Source organism: Paenibacillus camerounensis (genome assembly GCF_000723885.1).
Taxonomy (GTDB): domain Bacteria; phylum Bacillota; class Bacilli; order Paenibacillales; family Paenibacillaceae; genus Paenibacillus_AQ; species Paenibacillus_AQ camerounensis.
On record NZ_CCDG010000089.1, the window covers coordinates 1 to 23584 of the forward strand.

Annotated in this window: 21 protein-coding genes and 1 riboswitch; of the genes, 15 read left to right on the forward strand and 6 right to left on the reverse strand. The window is 52.0% G+C overall.

The features are described 5' to 3' along the window. Both BN3772_RS27365 and BN3772_RS27370 read right to left on the reverse strand, forming a co-directional pair. Window positions 1–2120 (reverse strand): hypothetical protein (locus tag BN3772_RS27365; protein WP_042203533.1); only part of this gene is annotated, 2120 nt, incomplete at its 3' end. 174 nt (window positions 2121–2294) lie between these two features. Continuing rightward, on the reverse strand, window positions 2295–3518 hold the full coding sequence (locus tag BN3772_RS27370) for a sugar efflux transporter (protein ID WP_042203534.1): 1224 nt from the start codon (window positions 3516–3518) through the stop codon (window positions 2295–2297). A 198-nt stretch (window positions 3519–3716) separates the two neighbouring features. Here BN3772_RS27370 and BN3772_RS27375 point away from each other — a divergent pair, with 198 nt between their 5' ends. Further along, entirely contained in the window at window positions 3717–6536 is a 2820-nt protein-coding gene (locus BN3772_RS27375) for a glycoside hydrolase family 3 protein (protein WP_209443715.1), read from the forward strand. Window positions 6537–6727: 191 nt separating this feature from the next. On the opposite strand, the gene BN3772_RS30980 is transcribed toward BN3772_RS27375, so the two are convergent. Then, window positions 6728–7189: a hypothetical protein gene (locus BN3772_RS30980; RefSeq protein WP_042203535.1), complete on the reverse strand. Its 462-nt coding sequence runs from the start codon at window positions 7187–7189 to the stop codon at window positions 6728–6730. Between the two features lie 407 nt (window positions 7190–7596). Here BN3772_RS30980 and BN3772_RS27390 point away from each other — a divergent pair, with 407 nt between their 5' ends. Next, window positions 7597–8550 carry a hypothetical protein gene (locus BN3772_RS27390; protein WP_052380725.1) on the forward strand — a complete coding sequence of 318 codons (954 nt, stop codon included), beginning with the start codon at window positions 7597–7599 and terminating at the stop codon, window positions 8548–8550. Between the two features lie 70 nt (window positions 8551–8620). On the opposite strand, the gene BN3772_RS27395 is transcribed toward BN3772_RS27390, so the two are convergent. Then, a complete protein-coding gene (locus BN3772_RS27395; RefSeq protein WP_042203576.1) occupies window positions 8621–9130 on the reverse strand; it encodes a DinB family protein in 510 nt (169 codons plus the stop codon). A 289-nt stretch (window positions 9131–9419) separates the two neighbouring features. Further along, a riboswitch (guanidine-I (ykkC/yxkD leader) is annotated at window positions 9420–9525 on the forward strand. Window positions 9526–9616: 91 nt separating this feature from the next. Between BN3772_RS27395 and BN3772_RS27400 the strand changes: the two genes are divergently transcribed. From BN3772_RS27400 to BN3772_RS27430, 7 genes are all read left to right on the forward strand, one after another. Beyond that, on the forward strand, window positions 9617–9973 hold the full coding sequence (locus tag BN3772_RS27400; RefSeq protein ID WP_042203536.1) for a DMT family transporter: 357 nt from the start codon (window positions 9617–9619) through the stop codon (window positions 9971–9973). After that, window positions 9974–10288, forward strand: a complete 315-nt coding sequence (locus BN3772_RS27405) for a DMT family transporter (protein WP_042203538.1) — start codon at window positions 9974–9976, stop codon at window positions 10286–10288. It begins immediately after the preceding gene. 108 nt (window positions 10289–10396) lie between these two features. After that, window positions 10397–11260, forward strand: coding sequence for an aldo/keto reductase (locus BN3772_RS27410; protein ID WP_042203539.1), 864 nt, complete (start codon window positions 10397–10399; stop codon window positions 11258–11260). A 269-nt stretch (window positions 11261–11529) separates the two neighbouring features. Further along, a complete protein-coding gene (locus BN3772_RS27415; protein ID WP_042203540.1) occupies window positions 11530–12990 on the forward strand; it encodes a PTS mannitol transporter subunit IIBC in 1461 nt (486 codons plus the stop codon). Between the two features lie 98 nt (window positions 12991–13088). Then, the gene (locus tag BN3772_RS27420; RefSeq protein WP_042203541.1) at window positions 13089–15155 is read left to right on the forward strand and encodes a BglG family transcription antiterminator; all 2067 of its coding nucleotides are present in this window, start codon (window positions 13089–13091) and stop codon (window positions 15153–15155) included. Between the two features lie 16 nt (window positions 15156–15171). Continuing rightward, window positions 15172–15606 carry a PTS mannitol transporter subunit IIA gene (locus BN3772_RS27425; RefSeq protein WP_042174387.1) on the forward strand — a complete coding sequence of 145 codons (435 nt, stop codon included), beginning with the start codon at window positions 15172–15174 and terminating at the stop codon, window positions 15604–15606. Then, complete coding sequence (locus BN3772_RS27430; protein WP_042203542.1) at window positions 15606–16751, forward strand: mannitol-1-phosphate 5-dehydrogenase; 1146 nt, start codon at window positions 15606–15608, stop codon at window positions 16749–16751. The genes BN3772_RS27425 and BN3772_RS27430 overlap by 1 nt, the downstream gene beginning before the upstream one ends. 68 nt (window positions 16752–16819) lie before the next feature. On the opposite strand, the gene BN3772_RS27435 is transcribed toward BN3772_RS27430, so the two are convergent. Then, on the reverse strand, window positions 16820–17251 hold the full coding sequence (locus BN3772_RS27435) for a hypothetical protein (protein ID WP_042203543.1): 432 nt from the start codon (window positions 17249–17251) through the stop codon (window positions 16820–16822). A 25-nt stretch (window positions 17252–17276) separates the two neighbouring features. Continuing rightward, window positions 17277–18350, reverse strand: coding sequence for a M42 family metallopeptidase (locus BN3772_RS27440; RefSeq protein ID WP_042174391.1), 1074 nt, complete (start codon window positions 18348–18350; stop codon window positions 17277–17279). Window positions 18351–18523: 173 nt separating this feature from the next. On the opposite strand from BN3772_RS27440, the gene BN3772_RS30805 reads away from it, so the two are divergent. The 6 genes from BN3772_RS30805 (at window position 18524) to BN3772_RS27465 (ending at window position 23583) form a co-directional block, all read left to right on the forward strand. Beyond that, window positions 18524–18694, forward strand: coding sequence for a hypothetical protein (locus BN3772_RS30805; protein WP_157643662.1), 171 nt, complete (start codon window positions 18524–18526; stop codon window positions 18692–18694). A gap of 137 nt (window positions 18695–18831) precedes the next feature. Next, entirely contained in the window at window positions 18832–19329 is a 498-nt protein-coding gene (gene spoVAC / locus BN3772_RS27445) for a stage V sporulation protein AC (RefSeq protein ID WP_425280469.1), read from the forward strand. Window positions 19330–19331: 2 nt separating this feature from the next. Then, entirely contained in the window at window positions 19332–20372 is a 1041-nt protein-coding gene (spoVAD, locus tag BN3772_RS27450) for a stage V sporulation protein AD (protein ID WP_042203544.1), read from the forward strand. Continuing rightward, complete coding sequence (gene spoVAE / locus BN3772_RS27455) at window positions 20369–20719, forward strand: stage V sporulation protein AE (protein WP_042174395.1); 351 nt, start codon at window positions 20369–20371, stop codon at window positions 20717–20719. Before spoVAD ends, spoVAE begins: the two co-directional genes overlap by 4 nt. A 159-nt stretch (window positions 20720–20878) precedes the next feature. Further along, window positions 20879–22351, forward strand: a complete 1473-nt coding sequence (locus BN3772_RS27460) for a methyl-accepting chemotaxis protein (protein WP_052380726.1) — start codon at window positions 20879–20881, stop codon at window positions 22349–22351. A 275-nt stretch (window positions 22352–22626) separates the two neighbouring features. Beyond that, entirely contained in the window at window positions 22627–23583 is a 957-nt protein-coding gene (locus tag BN3772_RS27465) for an AAA family ATPase (RefSeq protein ID WP_042203545.1), read from the forward strand. Window position 23584: the final 1 nt, after the last annotated feature.

Genomic DNA, 23584 nt, shown 5'->3' on the forward strand with positions numbered 1-23584 from the left:
ATCGCCCCGGAGATAGACAGAATGTTTCCGTCCACCCAGGCGTGGATGGCGTTGCCGTTATTTTCGATACTCCCAAGAGAGAAGGACAACGCTTCGTGATCCCGGTCCACAAAGTATTCGTTCAGATCCAGCTGAGTCAGCAGACCCGTCGCGTCGACAACGGCATGAGAGATTGCTTCCGGCACGAAATTCAAAGTTGTGTTCATGTCGGCATACAGCCCCCGCGGATCGGTTGCCCGGATGGTGAATGAAGCCGGTTTTGTTGGATTGCCTCCAAAGTAGAGATAACTATTATTGATACCCCCGAGTTCTAAGCTCAACCCGCTATCAGATTCAGGCTTCTGCACGATGGAGTATGACAGTTTGTCCCCATCAGGATCTTCAAACAAGGTATTCAAGAGGGCAAAGCCACGCACAAACTCTTCAAGATTTGGGTCATATCCAAAAAGAGGCTGGCATAAAGCAATCGGTGCAAAATTCTCGTCAGTAACCTCTGCTCCATTAATATGGATATAATTCTGTGCCGACCAGCCTTGTCCATCAATGGCAGTAACATGAAGTTCTATAGGATGGAGGATGCTGCCGGATACAGAAAGTATACTACCTTCAATCCAGGAAATAATCGCATTACTGTTATACCCGATAGTGCTTAATGCGTAGGAAAGTGACTCATGATCACGGTCCATGAAGAATTCATTTAAGTCAATCTGTGTCAGTAATCCCGTTGGCTGAACCACCGAATGAGAGATAGCTTCCGGAACAAAATTCAGCCTACCTTGTGTTTCAGCGTATTGCCCGTGCGGATCGGTTGCCCGAATGGTGAACGCCGTAGGTGCCGTAGCTATGCCACCTATCGACAGGATATTGTTGTTTATACTCAGGCTTAATCCACTAAACGGATCCGGTTTTTTTACAATGGAGTAAGACAAAGAATCTCCGTCCGGATCCTGAAAATAAGCGTCTAGACTGCCAGGAGTTTGGACATATTTTTTCTGTGTCGGGTCAAAAATGATGACTGCCTGACTGAGAGCAATGGGGGCAAGGTTATCCTCAGTAATCTTTTTTCCTACAATATGGACTTCATTATGGGCCCACCAGCCATTTCCATCCGTCGCAGAAATATGGATATCCAGCGGACCCGTAATCGGGCCGGAAATGGATAAAATGTTTTCATTAAGCCAGCTATGTATTGAAGAATTACTAATCTGTGACTGTTCATAGGAGAACGTTAATGTATCATGATCACGGTCAGCAAAGTAATTACCCAGATCAATCTGTGTTAAATTTCCATCTGCATAAATAACGGAATGAGAAACAGGCTCGGGTACAAAGTTCAGCGTATTTTTCAGGTCAGCATATAGACCGCCCGGGTCTGTAGCACGAACTGTAAATGCTGTAGGCAGAGTTGGTGTGCCTCCAATAGTTAACATTCCGCCATGTAGGGCAAGCGTCAATCCGCTGAGCAGATCAGGAGCTTCGATAATAGAGTAGGAAAGATAATCACCGTCAGGATCAGTGAAAAAATTGCTGAGATCGGAGTAAGTCTGAACAAACTTTTGTTGATTCGGATCGAAAATTATTAACTGCTGGCTGAGAGATTCAGGAGGCTGATTGTTAGCAGCAGAGGTAATGATCCGGGAATCAATCTGCTCAAGCATTTTTCGGACATCTGTAACAATTGCCGATGAAGGGAAGATGTTCAAATAATTAACGATATCCTCAACATCGAAAATTCCATCAATTCCAGCATCAACTACATCAATTACAAAAGATTGAATGACAGTATTTTGTGAATCCGAAAGCGCTAATGTTAAAAATGTGCTGCCTTCCTTTAACGGCTCAATGCTTAAACTGTTACCGGCTTCGGAAGAAATCTTAATTACATTGTTATTACTATAATCCGGGGTTTTATAACTATAGTTTTGATCCAGATTTAATTGTACGTTTTGGTTAGAGGGGATGGTGATTTTTTTAACAGGCGCAATATGGGGAGCAGCCCTGGCAATTTGGGCGTATTGTGCAGCCTGAGGTGTCAGCATCATTGTTAAATAAATAATAGCGGTTGTTTTCTTTTTTAGGCTGGTTTTGTCATAACCATGCTGTTTGTGATATTTTCTCATCTAATCCTCCAGACGTCATAGTTCTCTAGCATTATATCGGTGAAAGCCAATGGAATATTTAGGATTATTTGAGGCCCGGATGCATTAAATTCAAATATTGAACACTTTGCTGACAGCAGCCGGATCGGTTGAAATGCACACATAAACTTATTCCCTGCCCGTCAGCCCCTTTCATCACAGCGCTCCCCCCGTTTGAACCGGGCTTTTATCTGAACGGGCCCGTCCGGAGCCTGGAACCACCATCAGCACAAAAGAAACAACGAGCAGCAGCAGGCAGCCCCAGTAAGCATGACGGTAGCCGAGCCACTGGGCGGCTGCTCCGCCTGCCAGACTGCCGAATAACCGGCCTAGCGTAGTAGCGTTGGTATAGAGCGTTGAGGCATAGCCGGGCAGGTCCGGCAGCAGATCCTGGATGTAGCTGATGCCGATCGCTGAAATCACAGCGACGAATACAGCGAGCAGCACCTGGCCGGCGATAATCTGCCACAGGGCGCCTGAGAACAGGACCAGTACATAATAGGCCGCGCCCAGCACGATTCCCCACAGCAGCAGCAGGCGGTTGGAATATTTAGCGGACAGAACGCCAAGCACCAGCATGAACGGAATCTCAAGCAATGCGCACACGCTGGATACGGAAGCCACATTCTGCGTGCTGCCGCCAAGCGTATTAATGATGAACAGTGAAATATTCAGGTTGTTCATCCAGTGGCCGGAATAGAGCAGTGTCATCACGAGAAACGGGATAAGGACCCGGGTATCCTGATGAAGCTTCAGCGGCTGCCCGGGTTTAGCTGTAGCGGCTGCTTTCCCTGCCGGACGTTTTGCGGTGCAGAGCATCAGCACGGCATTCAGCACGAAGATCAGCGAGGTGCCGGTAAAAATCCCCTGAAAGCCGGCATGCTCCAGCAGAACCGCACCGATCAGCGGGCCGGTAATGAAGCCCAGGGAGAACATGGAGCGGAGCGTTGAATTGGCAAAGGCATGATCCGGGCTGCTGCTGGCATTCACTGCCTCGCGTGCGCTGGCGAACAGCTGAGGCATGGCAGGTGCGCCGATTGCCGTAAATACGGTCATATAAATCAGCAGCAGATAAAACTCATGGATGAATAAATATCCCGAGAAAGCTATGGCATTAAAAAACATGGCCGTGACCATCAGTGTCTTACGGTTCATCCCGTGATCGGAGCGCTTGGCGAGCAGTGTGCTGATCCCGACACCGCTAATCAGTGTGACTGCCGTGAAGATGCCGAAGACACCTGCGGACACGCCTATCTCAGAAGTGAAATAAACAGCCAAAAACGGGGAGCTGATGGAAATGCCCATTCCCTGCAGGATCATACAGATCATAAACGGGGTGTAGCCGGGAATGCTGAAAAGCTGGCGGATACGGATTGACATAGGGATGAAGGTCTCCTTTTGCGTTCATTGCGGTATCGGTTTGGTTTGTATTTATTATATTGAGTTTTTTATACAGAAAGAAATGTCTAATTTAACAGTGATTTTTCCGTCAATTATGCTGGTGTTTCTGAAAGCGTTTATCTTTTATGATTAAATAGAATGTAACCGTTATCATATAGACCGAAGGAGTGACGATCGATGGAAACCGTGACATACCCTTTTCAGCAGACAGCATTGCCGCTTAATGAACGTGTGCAGGATCTGCTGTCCAGATTGACTTTGGATGAAAAAGTAAGCTTGATGCCGCAATATCAGGCGGAAATTGAGCGTTTGGGCATAGGTGCCTATAAGCATGGTACGGAAGGGGCGCACGGGATTTCCTGGCTGGGAAAAGCAACCTATTTTCCGCAGCCGGGCGGGCTGGCCTGCACATGGAATCCGGAGCTGCTGAAGCAGGTGGGCTCGGCAATTGGCGATGAAGCGCGAGCCTTTTACAAAAAAAATCCTGCGATTAACGGACTGACCCTCTGGGCGCCTACCGTTGATATGGAGCGTGATCCTCGCTGGGGACGGACGGAGGAGGCTTACGGGGAAGATCCTGAGCTGACCGGTCAGCTGAGTACCGCGCTTGTGCAGGGGATTCAGGGCGATCATCCTGTGTATTTGAAAGCGGTAGCAACGCTCAAGCATTTCCTGGGCAACAACAATGAAATCAACCGAGGAGTGGATTCCTCCAGCATTGACCCGCGCAATCTGCGCGAATATTATCTGGAAGCCTTCAAGCCTGCCTTCAAGGAAGGCGGCGCACAGTCGATGATGACCGCCTACAATTCGCTTAATGGCGTACCGGTTATTTTGCATCCGGCTGTGATGGATGTGGTTAAGGGCGAGTGGGAGATGGACGGGTTCATTGTGAGCGACGCCGGGGATTTGTTCGGAATTGTAAAAGATCATAAATACTATGATTCGTTTGCCCGGTCAATGGCGGAATCAATCAAAAACGGGATCGACAGCGTAACCGAAGAGACAGAAGAGACGATAAAAGTAATTCATCAGGCGCTTGCCGAAGGCTTGCTGGCTGAAGAGGACCTGGACCGCGCGCTGTCTAACACCTTCCGTGTACGTTTCCGTCTTGGTGAATTTGATCCTGAGGAGGGCAATCCGTATGCGGCTATAGACGATTCTGTCATTCTCAGCAAGGAGCACAGCGAGCTGGCACTGGAAGCGGCGAAGCAATCCATTGTATTGTTGAAAAATGAGAACGCCGCCCTTCCGCTGAACCCGCAGGAGCTGTCTAAGGTGGCACTGATCGGACCGCTGGCGGATGAAGCCTTCAGAGACTGGTACTCCGGTACACTGGCCTATGGGGTTACTCCGCTGCAGGGTGTGACCAAAAAGCTGGCCGGCAGGCAGGTGACGTTTGAAAGCGGGGATGACCGGATTATCCTGACCTCGGCAGACGGGGGCAAGGCGGTAGGCATGACGGGTGAAGACGGCCGGCTGGCTGTGCTGCATGAGGCTCCTGAGCGCGGGGAACTGTTCCGGCATACAGCCTGGGGCTGGACTGCCAATACACTTGAGGCAACCAGCCGCGGCCAGTATGTCACCCTGAAGGATGAAGGAATTTTGACGGCTTCAGCGGATGAAATCTATGGCTGGTATGTGAAGGAATCGCTGGATTTGGTGACAGAGGAAGACGGAACGGTTACGCTGCGCACCTGGAACGGTAAGCCGATTACAGTCTCCGGAGACGGAACACTGCGTTCGGCTGAACAGGATGCTGAAGCTGAGGCGCATAAGTTCCGCAAGAAAACGGTCGTTAACGGTGTGGATGCAGCCGTTGCGGCAGCGAAGTCTGCAGAGGTTGCAGTTGTGTTCGTCGGTAATCATCCGCTGCTTAACGGCAAGGAAGAGATTGACAGACCGGATATCGTGCTCCCGGAAGAGCAGGAGAATCTGGTAAAAGCAGTCTATGCCGCCAATCCGAATACAGTTGTAGTTATTGTCGGCAGCTACCCGATTACTTCTACCTGGATCGACGAGCATATCCCAGCCGTGCTGTACACCTCACACAGCGGACAGGAGCTGGGCAACGCGGTGGCGGAGGTGCTGTTCGGCGGTTATAGCCCGTCCGGCAAGCTGAACATGACCTGGTTCCGGTCGGTGGACCAGCTTCCGCCGCTGATGGACTATGATATTATCAAAGGCAAGAGAACCTATATGTACTTTGACGGCGAGCCGCTGTACCCGTTCGGCCATGGACTGAGCTATGCGCAGGTAGCTTATAAGCAGCTGGTGCTTGCCGCTGATGTGCTTCAGCAGGATGAAACCATTGAGCTGAGCGTAGAGCTGGAGAATACCGGCGCAGTAGACGGCGACGAGGTCGTTCAGCTGTACGTGCAGTCATTGTCGACCCGGATCAGACGTCCGCTTAAGCAGTTAAGAGATTTTGATAAAATCAGCCTCACAGCAGGTGAATCAAAGATAGTCTCATTCTCTCTGCCGGTGTCTGAGCTGGCGTTCTGGGATGTAACCCGTGAGCAATACTGTGTGGAAGACGGGGAATACAATATTCTGGTCGGCCGTTCCTCCGGTGACATTCAGCTGTCAGCAAAAATCAGGGTGCATGGCGACACTGTGCCTGCCCGTAATCTGTATACACCTGTAAAGGCAGAGAACTATGATGATTACGAAGCGGTCTACCTGGACGAGTGCAAAGCCGGCGGCGCTTCCATCCATCCGGTTCAGGACGGCGCCTGGATTGCTTTCCATAATGCTGCATTTGCTGACGGGGCGGCTGTTTTTGAAGCGCTGGTCTCCTCAGGCAGCGGCGGCAGCATCGAGGTCAGAACCGGCAGCCCGTCCGGTAAGCTTGCAGCTACGCTGCAGGTCACGGCAGGCGGACAGCAGGAATGGCACAGCCTGACGGCTGATGCCGGAGTGGATGCCGGAACAGCCGATGTCTTTCTGATTTTTACAGGGGAGGTACTGCTCAGCCGCTTCAAATTTACGCAGTAATATGCTCCTGCATGCTCTAAGAATATACTCCTGAAACACACAAAAAGCCCCGAATGACGGGGCTTTTTGTGTGTTTATTGGATTTAAAAGCTTCTATAACTTACAAAAGACCGTTTAATTGCACAGACTACATTTAAATTGTTGTATCCGGCTACATGACAGAGCCGGTCCGGGGAACCAGCGGTGAATGCTCAGTCTCCGCCGCCCCCTCCGCCGCCGGAATCTCCGCCGCCGGAATCTCCGCCGCCGGAATCTCCCCCGCCGGAATCTCCGCCGCCGGAATCTCCGCCGCCGGAATCTCCGCCGCCGGAATCTCCGCCGCCTGAGTCACCGCCGCTATGGCCACCGCTGTCCCAGCCGCCGCTGTGACTGCTGTCGTGACTGCTGCTCCAGCTGCTTCCGCCATGATGGTGATCATGATGATGGCTGTGATTGTGGTGGCTGTGATGCTTGTTCGTTCCGTTGTTGTCATCATTACGGTGAAGGTCATTAGTGAGCATGTTCGGGTCGGCTCCCGTAAAGAAATAGTTGCCGGACGGGCTGCCGCTTCCATCAATACCGTTTCTTCTGCGTTCATTTCCGCCGCTATTGCGTACAACCGCCTGAACAACGATAACCAAAGCCACACCAACAAAAATAATCCCAATTCCCAAGCTGTTCCCGCTCCTTTTTTTGAAAAATAAAAGAAGAGTTCCTCCAGTGATCATACCATAATCTGCAAAAAAAGGCTGTTGAGCTATTGTCACTTCTAAACTGAACCCGTGTCCTTCCTGAACTGCCTGGGAGTCAATCCTGTCAGCTTCTTGAACAGCCCGCCAGCAAGGCCAGTACAACACCGCCATAGGCCGATTATGCAATGAACAGCTTCAAGGGCTGCCAGAAGTCAACACTAATGTGACCGCAGAAATAAGACCTGCCAGAGCGGGCAAGACCGCTCCCTCCACCCATCGCTTATGATACGGAGAATCATTGACTTGCAATAGCAGCTTTAACCCCCTGTCTGGGGGGTAAAGAAAGATTAGATCATGAAACATCCAATTTTTTGAAGGAGGAAGATAATGTGAATAAAAAACTGGTGCTCGGCCTCATTATGACCGGTGCTGTGCTCTCGGGCTGTGCCTCTGACGCCAATTCGGCTGATCCAACAGGCTCGCCGGCTGTTACGGAAGCAACTGCGCAGGTTACTGCCACCCCTGCTTCATCGCCCACGCCCACCGAAGTCCCTAAGGCGGAATCCCAAGAGCCGTCCGCTGCGGAAACACTGGCTCTTAATTACATCCTTACATATGTGAATAATTCGGATCTGGAAGCAAAAAAGCAGTTTGTTTCCGAGCATCTCCATCCTGATGTGCAAGCTTTATTCGCCTCCGATCAATTGACTGAAACAGAGCCTGAGCTTAAAGTGCGCCACCCCCGGGTCATTGAATCTGTGAATTATACGGATAAGGACGGGAATCAGACGGAAGCGGTGCTGCTTCAAGGCGAGACCCGTTACAGATTGTATAATGAAGTCATCGTTCTGATTGCAGATGGTAAAGTGACCTGGGCCACGGAAACACCGCGTGGTGGCGAATTCAACAACATCCGCAGCGAGTTCCAGACACCTATTCCTCCTGAAACAACGCCGCCTCTTACCGTATTGGACGATATGGTTAACTTTGTTATTGTAGATGTTTGGAATTATGGTTTTGCGGAATTCCATTATTATGCTCTTGACGGCACCAACGCTGTCGGTGAAAAGATGGAGATTCAGGCAACTATGGACCGCTTGGCCAAAACGATGACCCAGAAGCAAGAATATGACAGCTATATCGGAGAACTGGATGCGGAGTACGATGAAGTGAAGCGATTGTGGGCACCGTTATCCGCAGAGACTGACCGCTTATATACCCAGCTCCGTAATAATCCGCCCAAGCCCAAAGACCCGAACACGGACTTTGACACCGAGCCATTCCGTATGCATCGTGATAATTTTCAAAAGGTTATAGATGATATGCTTCTTGAAAATCAGTAAAACCCCGATTCGGTGTAAAAAGACGGGAGCCGCATTGCTTCGCGCAGCTTCCGCCCCGTCTTCTGAACGTTTAACGCAAATAGCGATCCCGGATTATCCTGACATGGTGAAGCTCATGTCCTGCGCAGCCGTAGGCAAGGGCACGTACCGTTATGCTGGAGTGGTTGGCTGTTCCATGGCGGGTCCACGCCTCCTCCGGCAGTCCGCGCAGAAGCGTAATCGTCGCTTGCCTTACCGCCCGGTAATCCTCCGCCAGCTGTGCCATCGTCCAGTTATCAAAAGGAGGGATAAACAGCTCCTGGTCGAAGCTGCTCAGTGGTGTCTGATCCCCTCTGGAGAAACGGAGCAGCCGATAGGTCATTACGCGTTCACTGTCTATAATGTGGCCTGCCACTTCTTTCAGTGACCATTTGCCCTCCGCATACCGGTATGAGCCTTGCTCTTCGGTGAACGAGGCCAGCAGCCCGGTCATTTGATTGCCCTGAGCAAGCAAAATGTCGATAATATCTCCTTCCGGCACCAACCGGATATAATTGCCTGCGTCCCCGGCGTATTCTTCTTCCGATGGTTTTTGGTTCAATGATTGCTGATTCATAAGTGTATCCTCCTTATCAAGGGCTCTACAATCTGGTGAATTCCTTTAGCTCCAGACCTTCAAGTTCCATTTTGTAGGTAAGCCCTCGTGTTCGTTAGGTTGTTTCGTCATACGGGGAATTCCCATGCCGGACCCTATAATTTGCGGTTTCACATGGAATTCTTCGGGTCGTTTCATTTTTTATTGTACGTAAGTAAGGCCCAGAAGGATTCGTTTTTCCGCCATAGGCTTGCTTTCCCCGCAGTTGTTTGCTAACATACGATGTAACTTAATCAATTTGGTTTTCTAGGGTTCCGCGGCTGCACACGGCCGGACTGGTCCGAGGGAAAACGCACGGATTCCAATCCGTGTCTACACGGAGGGATAAAAGCCCGGGAGGTATCGTCAGTAATGACGGTGGCCTTCCGGGCTTTTGTGTTGCGTCGGGAAGGCCCGGATTAAGAATCAGCAGCTTACTGGAGGAGAAGAGAAATGGGCAAGAGCAGCAAGGCCTGGCTGAAAATAGCGGGAGCAGCCTGCTTCGAGGTTGCATGGGTGATTGGACTGAAGCATGCGGCAACACCCTGGGAATGGGCGGGGACAGTGCTGGCTATTATTATCAGCTTCTATGTGCTGATCTCAGCCAGCAGCAGGCTCCCTGCGGGCACTGTCTATGCAGTGTTCGTCGGCCTGGGAACGGCGGGAACGGTCCTGGCGGATATGGTGTGGTTCGGACAGCCGTTCCATACGGGAAAAGTGGCGCTGATCGTACTGCTGCTTTCGGGTGTAATCGGACTCAAGCTGGCAACCGGGGACGGCGCCAAAAAGCAAACTAAGGAGGTGTCATAGATGGATTGGCTGATGCTGATTGGCGCCGGGCTTTTTGAGATGCTCGGTGTTGCGATGATGGCCAGGCTGCAGATACGCCGCAACTGGCAGACACTGACTTTGCTGATGGGCGGCTTCGGTGCCAGCTTTGTACTGTTATCCCTGGCGATGGAGACCCTTTCCATGGGGACAGCTTATGCGGTGTGGACCGGTATCGGTGCTTCCGGCGGAGCGGTCCTCGGCATGCTGCTGTACGGGGAATCACGGGATCTGCGGCGGATACTGTGTATTGTAATGATCCTCGGTGCTGCGGTCGGCTTGAAGCTGGCGGGCTGAAAGCTGCACTAAGATGTTAAAGATTTGGACACCTGTACGATGTTTCGATTGAAGCAACATGGTAAGTATAGTAAGTATACAATCCATCTGTTAAGGAGACATCAGCATATGAATAACAGCATTCACAACCGGATTAATCTGCGGGGCGGCGCTTCTGTTCCGAGAATCGGCCAGGGCACCTGGTTTATGGGGGAGGATGCGGCAAGCCGGGCAGAGGAGATTGCCTCACTGCGCCTTGGTGTTGAGCTCGGCATGAACCTGATCGATACCGCTGAGATGTACGGTGAGGGGCGGGCGGAGGAACTGGTTGGTGAAGCGATCCGCGGCATCCGTGATGAGGTGTTTCTAGTATCCAAGGTTTACCCGCACAATGCGGGCCAAGGACAGCTGGTCCGCAGCTGTGAGGAGAGCCTCAAGCGTCTTGGTACAGATCATCTGGACCTGTATCTGCTGCACTGGCGGGGACATGTACCGCTTCAAGAAACCGTTGAAGGAATGCAGGAGCTGGTAGCAGCAGGGAAAATCAAGCGCTGGGGTGTCTCCAATCTGGATACCGAGGATATGAGAGAGCTGATGGGTATACCCGGCGGAGAGAACTGCGCCGTGAATCAGGTGCTCTACCATTTGGGCTCCAGAGGCATAGAGCACGAGCTGCTGGCCTGGGAGCGGAGCCACAAGATCCCCGTTATGGCCTATTCTCCGCTCGCCCAGGCAGGCAGCCTGCGCAGAGGCTTGACTGACAACCCGGCGGTCCGGGATATTGCAGCTAAGCACGGGGTTACTCCGCTGCAGATCCTGCTGGCCTGGAGCATCCGTGAGGGGGATGTCATTGCCATCCCGAAGGCAGCCTCGCGCAAGCACGTGACCGAGAACGCTGCGGCTGGCCGGATCCGGTTGAATGAGGCGGAGCTGCGGCAGCTGGATGAGGCGTTCCCGCAGCCGGCCTGGAGAGTTCCGCTGGATATGATCTGATGAATTGGCTGTCCGTGATTTCACGGGCAGCTTTTTTAATGATTTATGATATTTCCTATCACTATTTTTTCTGTAAGATAGGCCCTAAGGCCCGGTAAAAGCTTATGGCAACAGCTCTTAAATGTTGTCAACAACGTTCATGACGAAACCGCATTTTCAATTTGGTGACAAAGAAAGCGCTTTGATTTACGATGTGTGCATAGGGGATGAACTTACAACAAAGCTTAAGTGTAGGGAATCCCATTCAATTCAATAGGGGGGCATTTTAAATGGCCACATCGGCAACTACGCCTGCAACACAACCTTCATCCGGCGGAGCAAGGGTGAAAGTCCAACAATTCGGCCGCTTGCTCAGCGGTATGGTTATGCCAAATATCGGTGCTTTTATCGCCTGGGGTTTGATTACAGCATTGTTCATTCCAACAGGCTGGTTTCCAAATGCAACTCTTGAAGCACTAGTAGGTCCGATGATTACTTACCTGCTGCCGCTGCTGATCGGTTACACCGGCGGTACAATGGTACACGGCAAACGCGGCGGTGTTATCGGCGCCGTAGTTACAATGGGGGTTATCGTCGGCTCCTCCATTCCAATGTTCCTCGGAGCCATGCTCGTTGGACCGCTGGCCGGCTGGATTCTGAAGCAGTTTGACAAAGCGGTTGACGGCAAAATCAAAGCCGGCTTCGAAATGCTTGTTAACAACTTCTCACTCGGTATCATCGGCGGCGGCTTGTCCATTGCTGCACTGAAGGGGATTGGACCACTGGTAGAAGGTCTGACCAACATTTTGTCCAATGGTGTGCAATTCCTGGTTGATCACAACCTGCTTCCGATTGTTAACATCATCATTGAGCCTGCGAAGGTGCTGTTCCTGAACAACGCCATTAACCACGGGGTTATGGGACCGATCGCACTAGAAGAATCACAAAGACTGGGTAAATCCATTCTGTTCATGCTTGAATCTAACCCGGGACCTGGACTTGGTATTCTGCTGGCTTACTGGCTGGTAGGACGCGGTTCTGCCAAAGCTTCCGCACCTGGTGCCGTAGTTATCCACTTCCTTGGCGGTATTCATGAAATTTACTTCCCGTACATCCTGATGAACCCGCGTCTGATTCTGGCGGTAATCGGTGGCGGTGTGTCCGGTACATTCACCTTCCAGATGCTGGGTGCAGGTCTGGTAGCTTCTCCATCACCAGGCAGTATCTTCGCTTACTTCGCTATGACGCCTAAAGGTGGATACTTCCCGATGCTTGCCGGTGTAGTTGTAGCAACCGTTGTTTCCTTCGTGCTTGCAGCACTGCTGCTTAAGACTGTGAAGAAAACGGATGAGGAAGATATGGATCTGGAAGCAGCAGCAGCAAAAATGAAAGACATGAAGACTGCCGGTACTGCAGCTTCCGCAACAGTTGCAACAGCAGCTGCAAATAACGTTGCTGCTAATGTCCGTAACAAAGCTGATGTACGCAAAATCGTCTTCGCCTGTGATGCCGGAATGGGCTCCAGCGCAATGGGCGCTTCCGTACTGAGAAAGAAGCTGCAGAGCGCAGGCGTTAATCTAACGGTAGTCAATTCGGCAGTAAGTGAAATCCCGGCTGATGCTGATATCGTAATTACGCAGAAAACGCTGACCGACCGTGCTATAGCAACCAATCCTAATGCAGAGCACATCTCCATCGACAACTTCCTGAAGAGTCCTAAGTACGATGAGCTGGTTGAACGTTTAAAATAAACGAATACCGTTTAGATATGACGTATAACGCTAAATAAGGAGACGCTGGCCCCCGGGAGCCAGCGTTTGTCTCCATTTTAGGGCGGAGGTACACGGTTATGAGGAAGGTTACCGCCAGGCAGCGCCAGATTATCTGGCTGCTGCTGGGCGTCAATGAAGAAATCACAGCCGCCGAGATCGCCGAAGGGATCGGGGTAAGCGTAAGAACCGTTCACCGCGAGATGGAAGACATTGAACACACGCTTGCGGATTTCGGCCTGGATCTCATCCGTAAATCGGGAAAAGGCATACAACTGAGCGGACCGGAAGACGGTCTGGCTGAGCTCAGGCTGTTCCTGCGCCAGGAAAAGCCTGCCGAGTATTCCAGCGAAGAACGCAAAATTTACGAGCTGTGTACGCTGCTTGAGGCAGAAGAGCCGGTGAAGCTGTTCACGCTCGCTCATTGGCTGAAAGTAACTGTAGCAACGGTGAGCTATGATCTGGATGAGCAGGAGCTGTGGGTCCGTAAATTCAACCTGCATCTGGTCCGAAGGCGGGGGTACGGTGTAGAGATAACCGGCAGTGAGGCGGATAAGCGCAGGGCAATCGGGCGGCTGGCGGCAGAGCATCTGGACCTCTCGGATCTGGTAGGGCATACTCCGCAGCTGGCCAGCAGCCCGGTCTACCGGATTCTGCTAATGACCGTCGGAAAGAACAATTTGCTGGAAGTGGAAAATACACTATGGGATATGGAATGGAAATGGACTGCGGAGCTTCCGGAAATTGTCTACATGGAAATGCTACTGGGGCTTGCTGTTGCGTCAAGACGGATTTCTATCGGCCAGGGGATCGGCAACGGCGGTGAGGCCGGCTATCCCCGGATGTCTGATCACCGAAATATTGCCGGAGCAGAGCATTTTGTCAAACGGCTTGGCCTGGCGCTAGAAGAGGCTATTCCCCGGGCAGAGATTCTGTATATTGCCGGATTATTCGACCGGGCCCAGGAATCATTCTCCTCCGGCGGGATTGCCTACGGCGATGTAGAGCTGATGGAGGTTGTCTACAGGCTGACCGAGAGTGTGGTCAGGCGGACAGGGCTGCCGTTCCAAAGTGACCGCTCCCTGCGCGAGGGTCTGCTGGAGCATATGGACCCGGCCTTCAAGCGGCTGCGGGAGGGTACGCGCATCCGTAACCCGCTGCTGGGGCCGATCCGCAGGGATTATGATTATTTATTCCAGATTGTCAGGGCTGCTGTGGAGGATCTGCAGCTGGATCTGGATATTCCCGATGAAGAGGTAGGCTTTCTGGTCATGCATTTCGGGGCCTCCATGGAACGGCTGAACCAGCTGCAGCGCAGTGTACGGGCTATTTTGGTCTGTGCCAGCGGACTCAGCTCCTCACGGCTGCTGGCTACCAGGCTGGCCAAAGAGATGCCCCAGATTGAAATACTGGGTAATATATCATGGTACGAAGCCGCCCGCCTGCCGGAGGTTGACTATGATCTGATTATCTCCACTATTGATCTGCCGCTTGACAAGGAACGCTATATTAAGATCAGTCCGCTGCTTACCGCAGATGAAATGGAGCAGCTGTTAAGCTACATTCAGAATATCACCCTGCGGGAGCGGGAGAGCGTACCACAGGGAGACAGTGATAAGGGCAGCCGGGATGACAATGCGCTGAACCGGCTGAAGAGCTACAAGGGCATACTGGATGAAACAGTAAGCCTGCTGGAGCGCTTCCGCTTTTATCCGCTGAATAATGAAGGTATTCCTTTACAGTCTACGATAGCAGCAATGCTTGATTCTCTTAAGGGAACTGGAGTCGTAGGGGATGCTGATATCCTGCTGGAGCGGCTGCTCGAGCGGGAAAGGATGTCCAGCCAGGTTATTCCGGACACGGGACTTGCGCTTTTTCATACCCGGAGCAGCCATGTTCTGATGTCGTCTCTTACGCTCTACCGTCTGCAGCATCCTGTTATACTGGAAGGGAATACGGAGGTCAGGGTGATCCTGCTGATGCTTGCTCCCCGCAAGCTGTCCAAGGAGAGCCTGGAGGTACTTAGCGAGATTAGCGCCATGTTGTTGAATTCGGATCTGGTGAAGCTGCTGGAGGAACGGACAGAGCCGGAAATCCGGGGCTACTTGTCTTCAGAGCTGCTGCATTTCTTCGAAAATAAAATGTGAAGGTGAGAGAAACCATATGAGTATACTGTCAGAAAACAAGATTATTATGAACGGTGCCGCCAAAGACAAATATGAAGCGATCACTATGGCCGGCCAGCTGCTGGTTGATGCAGGACATGTAACAGAGGAGTATGTGCCGAAGATGCTGGAGCGTGAGGAAGTCGTGTCTACTTACATGGGCGAGGGGCTGGCCATTCCGCACGGTACGAAGGAAGCAAGACCCTTCATCAAATCCACCGGACTGTCAATAATCCGTTTTCCGGACGGCGTTGACTTCGGCGGGGATGAGCCTGCTTTTGTCGTAATCGGGATTGCTGCTGCAGGCGACGGGCATATGGAAGTGCTCACGAATGTTGCGATGATCTTCTCCGAGGAAGATGCGATTGAACGGGTGATGAATGCCCCTACACCTGCTGATGTTATTGCGATTTTTGAAGGAGGCCTTGAATAATGAAGGCTGTTCATTTCGGTGCGGGCAATATCGGCAGAGGCTTTATCGGACTTTTGCTCTCGCAGGCCGGCTATGAGGTCTGTTTCGTAGACGTGAATGAAGCATTTGTATCCCAGCTTAAGGAGCGCGGCGAATATCCGGTGACTCTGGCAAGTGAAGGACAGGAAACGGTTATTGTAAAAAATGTTACTGCGCTAAGTAGTGTTACACATGCCGATGAAGTAGCAGCTGCCATTGCAGAAGCTGATCTGGTTACGACAGCTGTCGGTGTATCCGTTCTGAAGCATATCGCCGGCACTGTGGCTGAAGGAATCAAAGGGCGGGTTGCCGTCTCTAATGCCCCGCTGCATGTGATTGCCTGCGAGAACGCCATCGGCGGCAGTGCACAGCTCAAGGAGCTTGTGTATGCGCAACTGGATGAAGCTTCCCGTGTTAAGGCAGACGTATCGGTTGCCTTCCCTAATGCAGCCGTAGACCGGATTGTACCGCTACAGCAGCATGAGGACATCCTCAAGGTTGTAGTAGAGCCTTTCTATGAATGGGTGGTAGATGCTTCCCAGATGCTTCCGGGTTATACTCCGGTTGAAGGCGTACATTATGTGGAGAATCTGGAGCCTTATATCGAGCGCAAGCTGTTCACCGTTAATACCGGACACTGCTCCGCCGCCTACCTGGGATTCCTGCGCGGCTACGACACCATCCAGCAGGCGATGGCGGATGAGAGCCTGACTGCACTGGTGCGTGAAGTATTGGAAGAGACCGGAGCGGTACTGGAGCAGAAGCACGGTTTTGACAGCACAGAGCACAGTAAATATATTGACAAAATCCTGGAGCGCTTCCGTAATCCGGCGCTTACAGATGAGGTGTCTCGTGTGGGACGTTCGCCGGTCCGCAAGCTGTCTCCGAATGACCGCCTGGTATCGCCAGCCCTTCAGGCCTTTGACCGCGGTCTCAGCTACAAGGCACTGACCCGCTCCATGGCCGGAGCCCTGCTGTTCCAGGCAGCTGATGATCCGGAGGCTGTAGAGCTTCAAGCTGCTATCGCCGGACTTGGCGTGGAAGCTGCGTTGACCAAGTACACCGGGCTGGCTGCTGACCATGCCGTACATCAGTCGGTTATGGCAGAATACGCTGCGCTTAAATAATTCCTTTTTCGTCTGTATACAATAAGAAAGAGCAAGGCTTTCCGCTGCGGATAAGCCTTGCTCTTTCTCTATTTTATCGGTTCCCAGTGACGGAGCTCACCGATTGAATCACGCTCGGACCAATAGCTCCGCAGCTCGATAGCGTCTCTTTTTACCATAAAACCATAATGCACATCCGGCTCGTTAGCAAACGTTACTTCAATAACATAAGGATTATACGGAGCATAGCCGTCCTCGCGGTGCGGAAGCGTCTTAAATATCCAGGTCTCCTCAGGGTATTTCTGTTCCAGATACCGGTTCAGCTCAACTGATTTGCGGGATATCTGGGCATCAATATAGGCTGGGCGATACATAAAGAAACCGATGGACAGTAGGACGTATAAGCCTGCTGCAATATAAATCCACTTTCTTCTGGACTTCCGGAACAAGAGAGAGGCAAGCACAATGACGAAAAAAAGGATAGTGGCTAGACCATATTCCATTATTTCAGTAGGATGCATGTCTTCTCCTCCCAATTAGTGCAATTTAGCTGTTTTCCAAAATGGTCTGCAGCGTTGTGCGGTCCAGGCCTTCCACCAGCTTGATCAGCAGCTCCTTGGCCGCCTCATAATCATCGCTGTGAATGACGGAGGAAGCGGTGTGGATGTAGCGGGAGCAGATGCCGATAACTGCAGATGGTACACCGATACCGCTGGTGTGAACAGCTCCGGCATCCGTTCCGCCCTGGGATACGAAATACTGGTACTTAATCTTATGAGTATCTGCTGTATCTTGTACATATTCTATCAGTCCGCGGTGGGTAATCATCGTCGGATCGTAGATACGCAGCAGCGCACCCTGGCCGAGCTGTCCGAACGCTTGCCGGTCACCGGTCATGTCGGCAGCAGCACTGGCATCCAGCCCGAAGAAAATGTCCGGGTTCAGCAGGTTAGCAGCTGTACGGGCGCCGCGCAGTCCGGCCTCTTCCTGCACTGTAGCACCTGAATAGACGGTATTAGGCAGCTTTTTACCGTGCAGCGCCTTCACCAGCTCAAGAGCAAGGCCTACACCATAGCGGTTGTCCCAGGCTTTTGCCATGATCTTCTTAGGATTGGCAAGCGGAGTAAACGGACAGATTGGCAGGATCTGCTGGCCGGGCTTTACGCCAAAGCTTTCGGCTTCTTCCTTGCTGTCTGCGCCGATATCAAGGTACATTTTACTGATCTCACCGGTCTTGGTACGCTCTTCCGGGCTAAGCAGATGGATCGGAGTGCTGCCGACGACTCCGGTAAGCACACGTTCAGGTGTGATAATCTGCAGCCGCTGTGAAGCGACAGCCGAGGCCAGCCAGCCGCCGAGCGGCTGGAAACGAATCATTCCGCTGCTTGTAATGCCGGTAACCATAAAGCCCACTTCGTCGAAATGACCGGCAACCATAATCTTTGGCCCGTTCTCCTCGCCGCGCAGCACGCCGAACAGGCTGCCAAGCCGGTCCTGCACAAACTCATCTGTATAAGGGGACATGGCGTTTTTGAAGTATGCGCGAAGTTCACGCTCGAAGCCCGGGGCTGCGGGGAACTCAGTCAGTGTTTTAAATAAATCCATAGTTTCCTGATTCATACGGATAGCGCTCCTTTTCTTGTCTCAAGTGTTCAAGCTTAACCTATATAGTATGAACTTCAGCACGCCGCTTGTCTATCTCTAAGGGGACCGGGCGCACACCCGGAGCTGCTCCGCTGAATACCATACAGTAACGGATCTGCAGGCAGGAGCCGGGAAAGGAAGCGGATAGAATGAAGGGTGCAGGAAGAATTTCCGGACCTTTTACACAGGGTGTTCCCCGTAGAGCGCCTACACGCGGCATGCAGCGGAGATACCGCAGGCGTTACGGACGGGACAGCGAAACGGTGCTGATACTCGTTTTGTTTATGCTGCTGGTAGTTGTGCTGCTGTTTTTTTCCTGAGTATACAGGGACATAACAAGGCGGAATATGGTGAACAATAAGGAAAAACTTCTAGGCGAAGAACAACCGCGGGGAAGCGGGCAGCAAAGCTCTCAGAGGCAGCTTCCCTTCGCACATATTCCAGGAGGTGTCCTATTTTGCCGGCAAAAACGAAAAAAAGCGGTGTGAAGCTGCGGCTTGACACCATGACTCCCCAGGACTACGAGAAGCTGTCGAAGCCGTTTGTCCCTTCAAGGCCTGTGTTCAAAAACTGTATCCGTGCCTTTCTGTCCGGCGGCCTGATCTGTGTGCTGGGACAGGCCATTCAGGAGGCTTTTATGGCGATCTTCGACATGTCCTCCCGGGAAGCTTCAAGCCCGACGGTAGCCGTCCTGATTCTGCTCTCGGTAATCCTGACCAGCTTCGGCGTATACGACAAGCTGGCCCAGTGGTGCGGAGCTGGAACAGCCGTGCCTGTTACCGGTTTTGCGAACAGCATGTGCTCCGCAGCACTTGAACACCGTGCTGAGGGTCTTGTGCTTGGCGTAGGCGGTAATATGTTCAAGCTGGCCGGGTCCGTTATCGTCTTTGGTGTGGTCGCCGCATTTGTGGTCGGCGTAGTTTATGCCGTTATGGGCTGGGGAGGTACACACTAATTATGGAGCAGCTTGGCAGCCAGACCTGGAAATTCACCACCCGTCCAGTCATTGTTGGTGCTTCCTCGGTTGTTGGACCGGAGGAAGGGGAGGGCCCTTTGGCCTCTGACTTTGATTTTATTTATGACTCGCTTGAGATGGGACAGAAAACCTGGGAAAAAGCAGAACGCGCCTTGTTTGAAAAATCATCCAAGCTGGCGCTGATGAATGCCGGAATCGAACAGGAGCAGCTGGAGTTTTTTGTCGGCGGTGATCTTATGAACCAGATTATCAGCAGCTCTTTTGCCGCCCGCAAGCTGGGTGTTCCTTATCTCGGCGTATTCGGTGCCTGCTCCACCTCAATGGAGAGTCTGGCTATTGCCTCAATGATCGTTGATTCGGGCGGCGGCAAATATGCACTGGCCGGAACCTCAAGCCATAACTGTACAGTGGAGAAGCAATTCCGCTATCCGACAGAATACGGCTCGCAAAAGCCGCCTACCGCCCAATACACCATTACCGGCTCAGGCTGCGCAGTTGTCGGCCGCAATGACGGCAGTGCACAGGGGCCGCAGGTCCATGTCACATCGGCAACGATCGGCCGGATTATGGATTTGGGCCTGACAGACCCTTTTAATATGGGGACTGCAATGGCGCCTGCTGCTGCGGATACCATTACCGCCCACTTCCGGGACACCGGCCTTACACCCGGATATTATGACCTGATTGTAACCGGTGATCTTGCATCAGTAGGTCTGCCGATTGCCAAAGAGCTGCTGGCGGAGGAAGGCATCCCGATGGAGCAGACGACCTTTGATGACTGTGGCCTGCTTATTTTTAATCTGGACAAGCAGAAATATGTAATCGCCGGCGGGAGCGGCTGCGGATGCTCTGCGGTCGTCACATATGGGCATATTCTGAAGCGGATGCGAAAAGGGGAGCTTAAGCGGGTGCTTGTCGTAGCAACCGGAGCACTGCTGTCTCCGCTGTCCTATCAGCAAGGCGAGAGTATTCCCTGTGTAGCGCATGCTGTAGCTCTTGAGATCGGAGGTGAAGGACAGTGATCTATCTTTGGGCTTTTCTCGTTGGCGGAGCTATTTGTGTCATCGGCCAGCTGATGTTTGATGTACTCGCTCTTACGCCAGCCCACACGATGAGTACACTCGTAGTGCTCGGGGCCGCTGCCGATGCATTCGGACTGTATGATCCGCTTGTGAAATTTGCCGGAGCCGGGGCCAGTGTGCCGATCACAAGCTTCGGTAACTCCCTGGTGCACGGCGCATTGACAGAACTGCAGCGCGACGGCTGGGTAGGCGTGGTAACCGGCATATTCGATGTAACGAGTGCCGGGATTTCTTCGGCTATCGTGTTTTCGTTCCTGGCAGCGCTCGTTGTAAGGCCTAAGGGCTAAGTTATCTTCGTTAAAATGAATAAATAAAGTCCGTGGACCGCTGAGTAGCGGTCTTTTTTCATGAAAATAGGTAATTAATCTCAAAAAAATGTCGATTATTGCCGATATATAAGGTTGATTGAATGCTTGATATACATAATGACAGGGGACGTGCAGAAGTTGCAAAATCAGCAGAAGGTCGAATTGTTTTGGAGAAGAAACACAATTATTATGATTATTTTTTGGGCGGTAACAGTGGTGGGCGTAATTCTTGCCTTCCAGACCCCAAAGCTTTGGATTAGCAGTGCAGTAGCCGTGCCGCTCGCTGCTGCACTTACCCTCTTTAACAGCCGGCGGAAGGGTGTGCTGGTGATACCCTGGATCATTACAGGAATTCTAACATTTATGGCGTTTTACTTAACACTCGGCACTTTGAACAGCTTGGTAGTGCTGCTGTTATGCTCGCTGCTCCTGCTCTATCCGCATTATAAATACTATGCGGCCGCTTCCGGAATAAGTGCAGTTCACATTCTGGTCCAGCTGATCGGCGGAGCTGAGGTTTCGGGTGAAGAGAGCAGAATGCTTACCTATTTTGCCGGATTAGGCCTGTACCTTATTATCAGTATTATACTGCTTGTCGTTTCGTACCTGAATGAGAAGCTGCAGCGCCAGAGCTATGAGCAGCGCCGGCAGGTCGAAGCTTCCGGTGAACAGGTACAGTATCTGCTTGAACGGGTGAAATCAGCTGTTGACGGCCTTTATGATTTCACCGGCAGCTTCAAGGTGGAAGTCGAAATGGCTGGAGCAATTACCAATGAGGTGGCAATCGGCTTTCAGGAGGTATCCAAGGGAATCGAATATCAGGCAAGCAGCATCGGGGAAATTACCGAAGCTGTCTCAGTCTCCGACCGTCATATTCAGGACGTAGCGGGATATTCTCAGGAGATGAAGAAGCTGTCGGCAGAAACTGCAGCAGTTAGTGAAGAAGGCAGCGGCAACATCTCCCTGCTGGCCGGGCAGTTCTCCGAGCTCAGGGAGATGATGGAGCAGACCTCGGGCCAGATGCAGGAGTTCAGCCGGCGCAGCCAGGATATCCATGAAATGCTGGAGGGCATTACGCAAATATCCAGACAGACAAATCTGCTGGCCCTAAATGCATCAATCGAAGCAGCGCGTGCAGGCGAGCACGGACGCGGGTTCGCAGTGGTTGCCGGTGAGGTGCGCAAGCTGGCCGAGGATTCGGGTAAAACAGCGGATTCGATCAGCGGGGTTATCGGCAGCCTGAGACAGCAGACAGACTCGCTGAGCGACCAGTTTGTACAGAGCGTCGGTATCCTGCAGACAGGCAGTGAATCGGTGCAGCGCACCGAGGCTGTCTTCCGTTCCATACTGCTGAACGCACATAAGGTGCTGGAGCAGGCGGGAGAGGTCGAGCAGAGCTCGGCAGGCATGAAGCAGTTCTCGGAGAAAATTGTTAGTGAGATAACCGAATTCTCAAGTGTCACGGAGCAGTCCAGTGCCGCAACTGAAGAAATTCTGGCCGGAGTCGAGGAGCAGCGCACGATGACCGGCAATATGATAGACAGCTTCAAGCAGCTGGAAGGCCTGATCGTCAGCCTGAATGAGCTGGTGAATGATCATAGGCAGGGATAGAGGATTAGAGGGATAGGCGTTAACAAGCAGCGCGGCGGTTCTTCCACGCAGGAGGACGGCAGCGCTGCTTGTTCGCTTTGCGGTGTGTTTATGAACGAGCTTTTATATTTGTGATTTCTTACAAGAATCGAGCGGAACCGCTTCTGTCCTTTGTATAAAAGGCTATATGTTTGGTGACCGGCAATTTCAAAGTCTTCAATAATGTACTTTGGGTCCTATAATCATGTAAAATATAATTATTACTGCTTATTCTGACATAGGAGGTCTAATCATATATGCCCGTACGTCAAGAATCCACACAAATTATGAAGGCTGTTCGCTCTAATCTGGAATCCTGTATACTTGGAAAAAGCTTTGAAATAGAATTGCTGCTCACAGCACTTCTGGCCGGGGGACATGTCCTGATCGAGGATGTTCCGGGAACCGGAAAAACCCAGCTGATACGGGCATTATCACGGTCAATGTCGGGTGACTACCGGCGGATCCAGTGTAATCCGGATATTCTGCCGAGTGATATCACCGGGGTGTCCGTTTATCATCCGCGTGATGAAATGTTCTATTTCCGGCCGGGGCCGGTAATGACTAATATTCTGCTCGCCGACGAGATTAACCGGGCGACGACAAAGACACAATCAGCACTGCTTGAGGTGATGGAGGAACGGAATGTGACAGTAGACGGTGAGACCTATCCGCTTCCGCATCCCTTCATGCTCTGTGCTACACAGAACCCGATTGATTTCGAAGGAACCTATACACTGCCTGAAGCCCAGCTTGACCGCTTTATGCTGCGGATCAGCCTCGGCTATCCGGACAGCGAGACCGAGAGGAATCTGCTGCTCAGCCATCAGGCGGGCCAGCCGGTGGACAAGCTGGCTCCCGTTACAGGCATGGAGCAGATTGCAGCCATCCAGGAGGAAATCCGCGAAGTGTATATCAGTGAACCGGTGCTGGGCTACCTGCTGGATATTGTCCGCCAGACAAGAGAGCATCCGCTGGTGCTCCTGGGGGCAAGCCCGCGGGCTTCGCTGTCCTTTATGATGGCCTGTAAGGCATATGCGTTCCTGCAGGAACGTGATTATGTTCTGCCTGATGATGTGAAGATCCTCACGCCCTATGCCCTGGGGCACCGTATTATTCTGCGTCCGGAATCGCGGCTGGATAATGTCAGCGTGGAATCCCTGCTCGTCAAGCTGCTGCAGAGCATCCATGTGCCCGTTACTATGAGGCAATAGC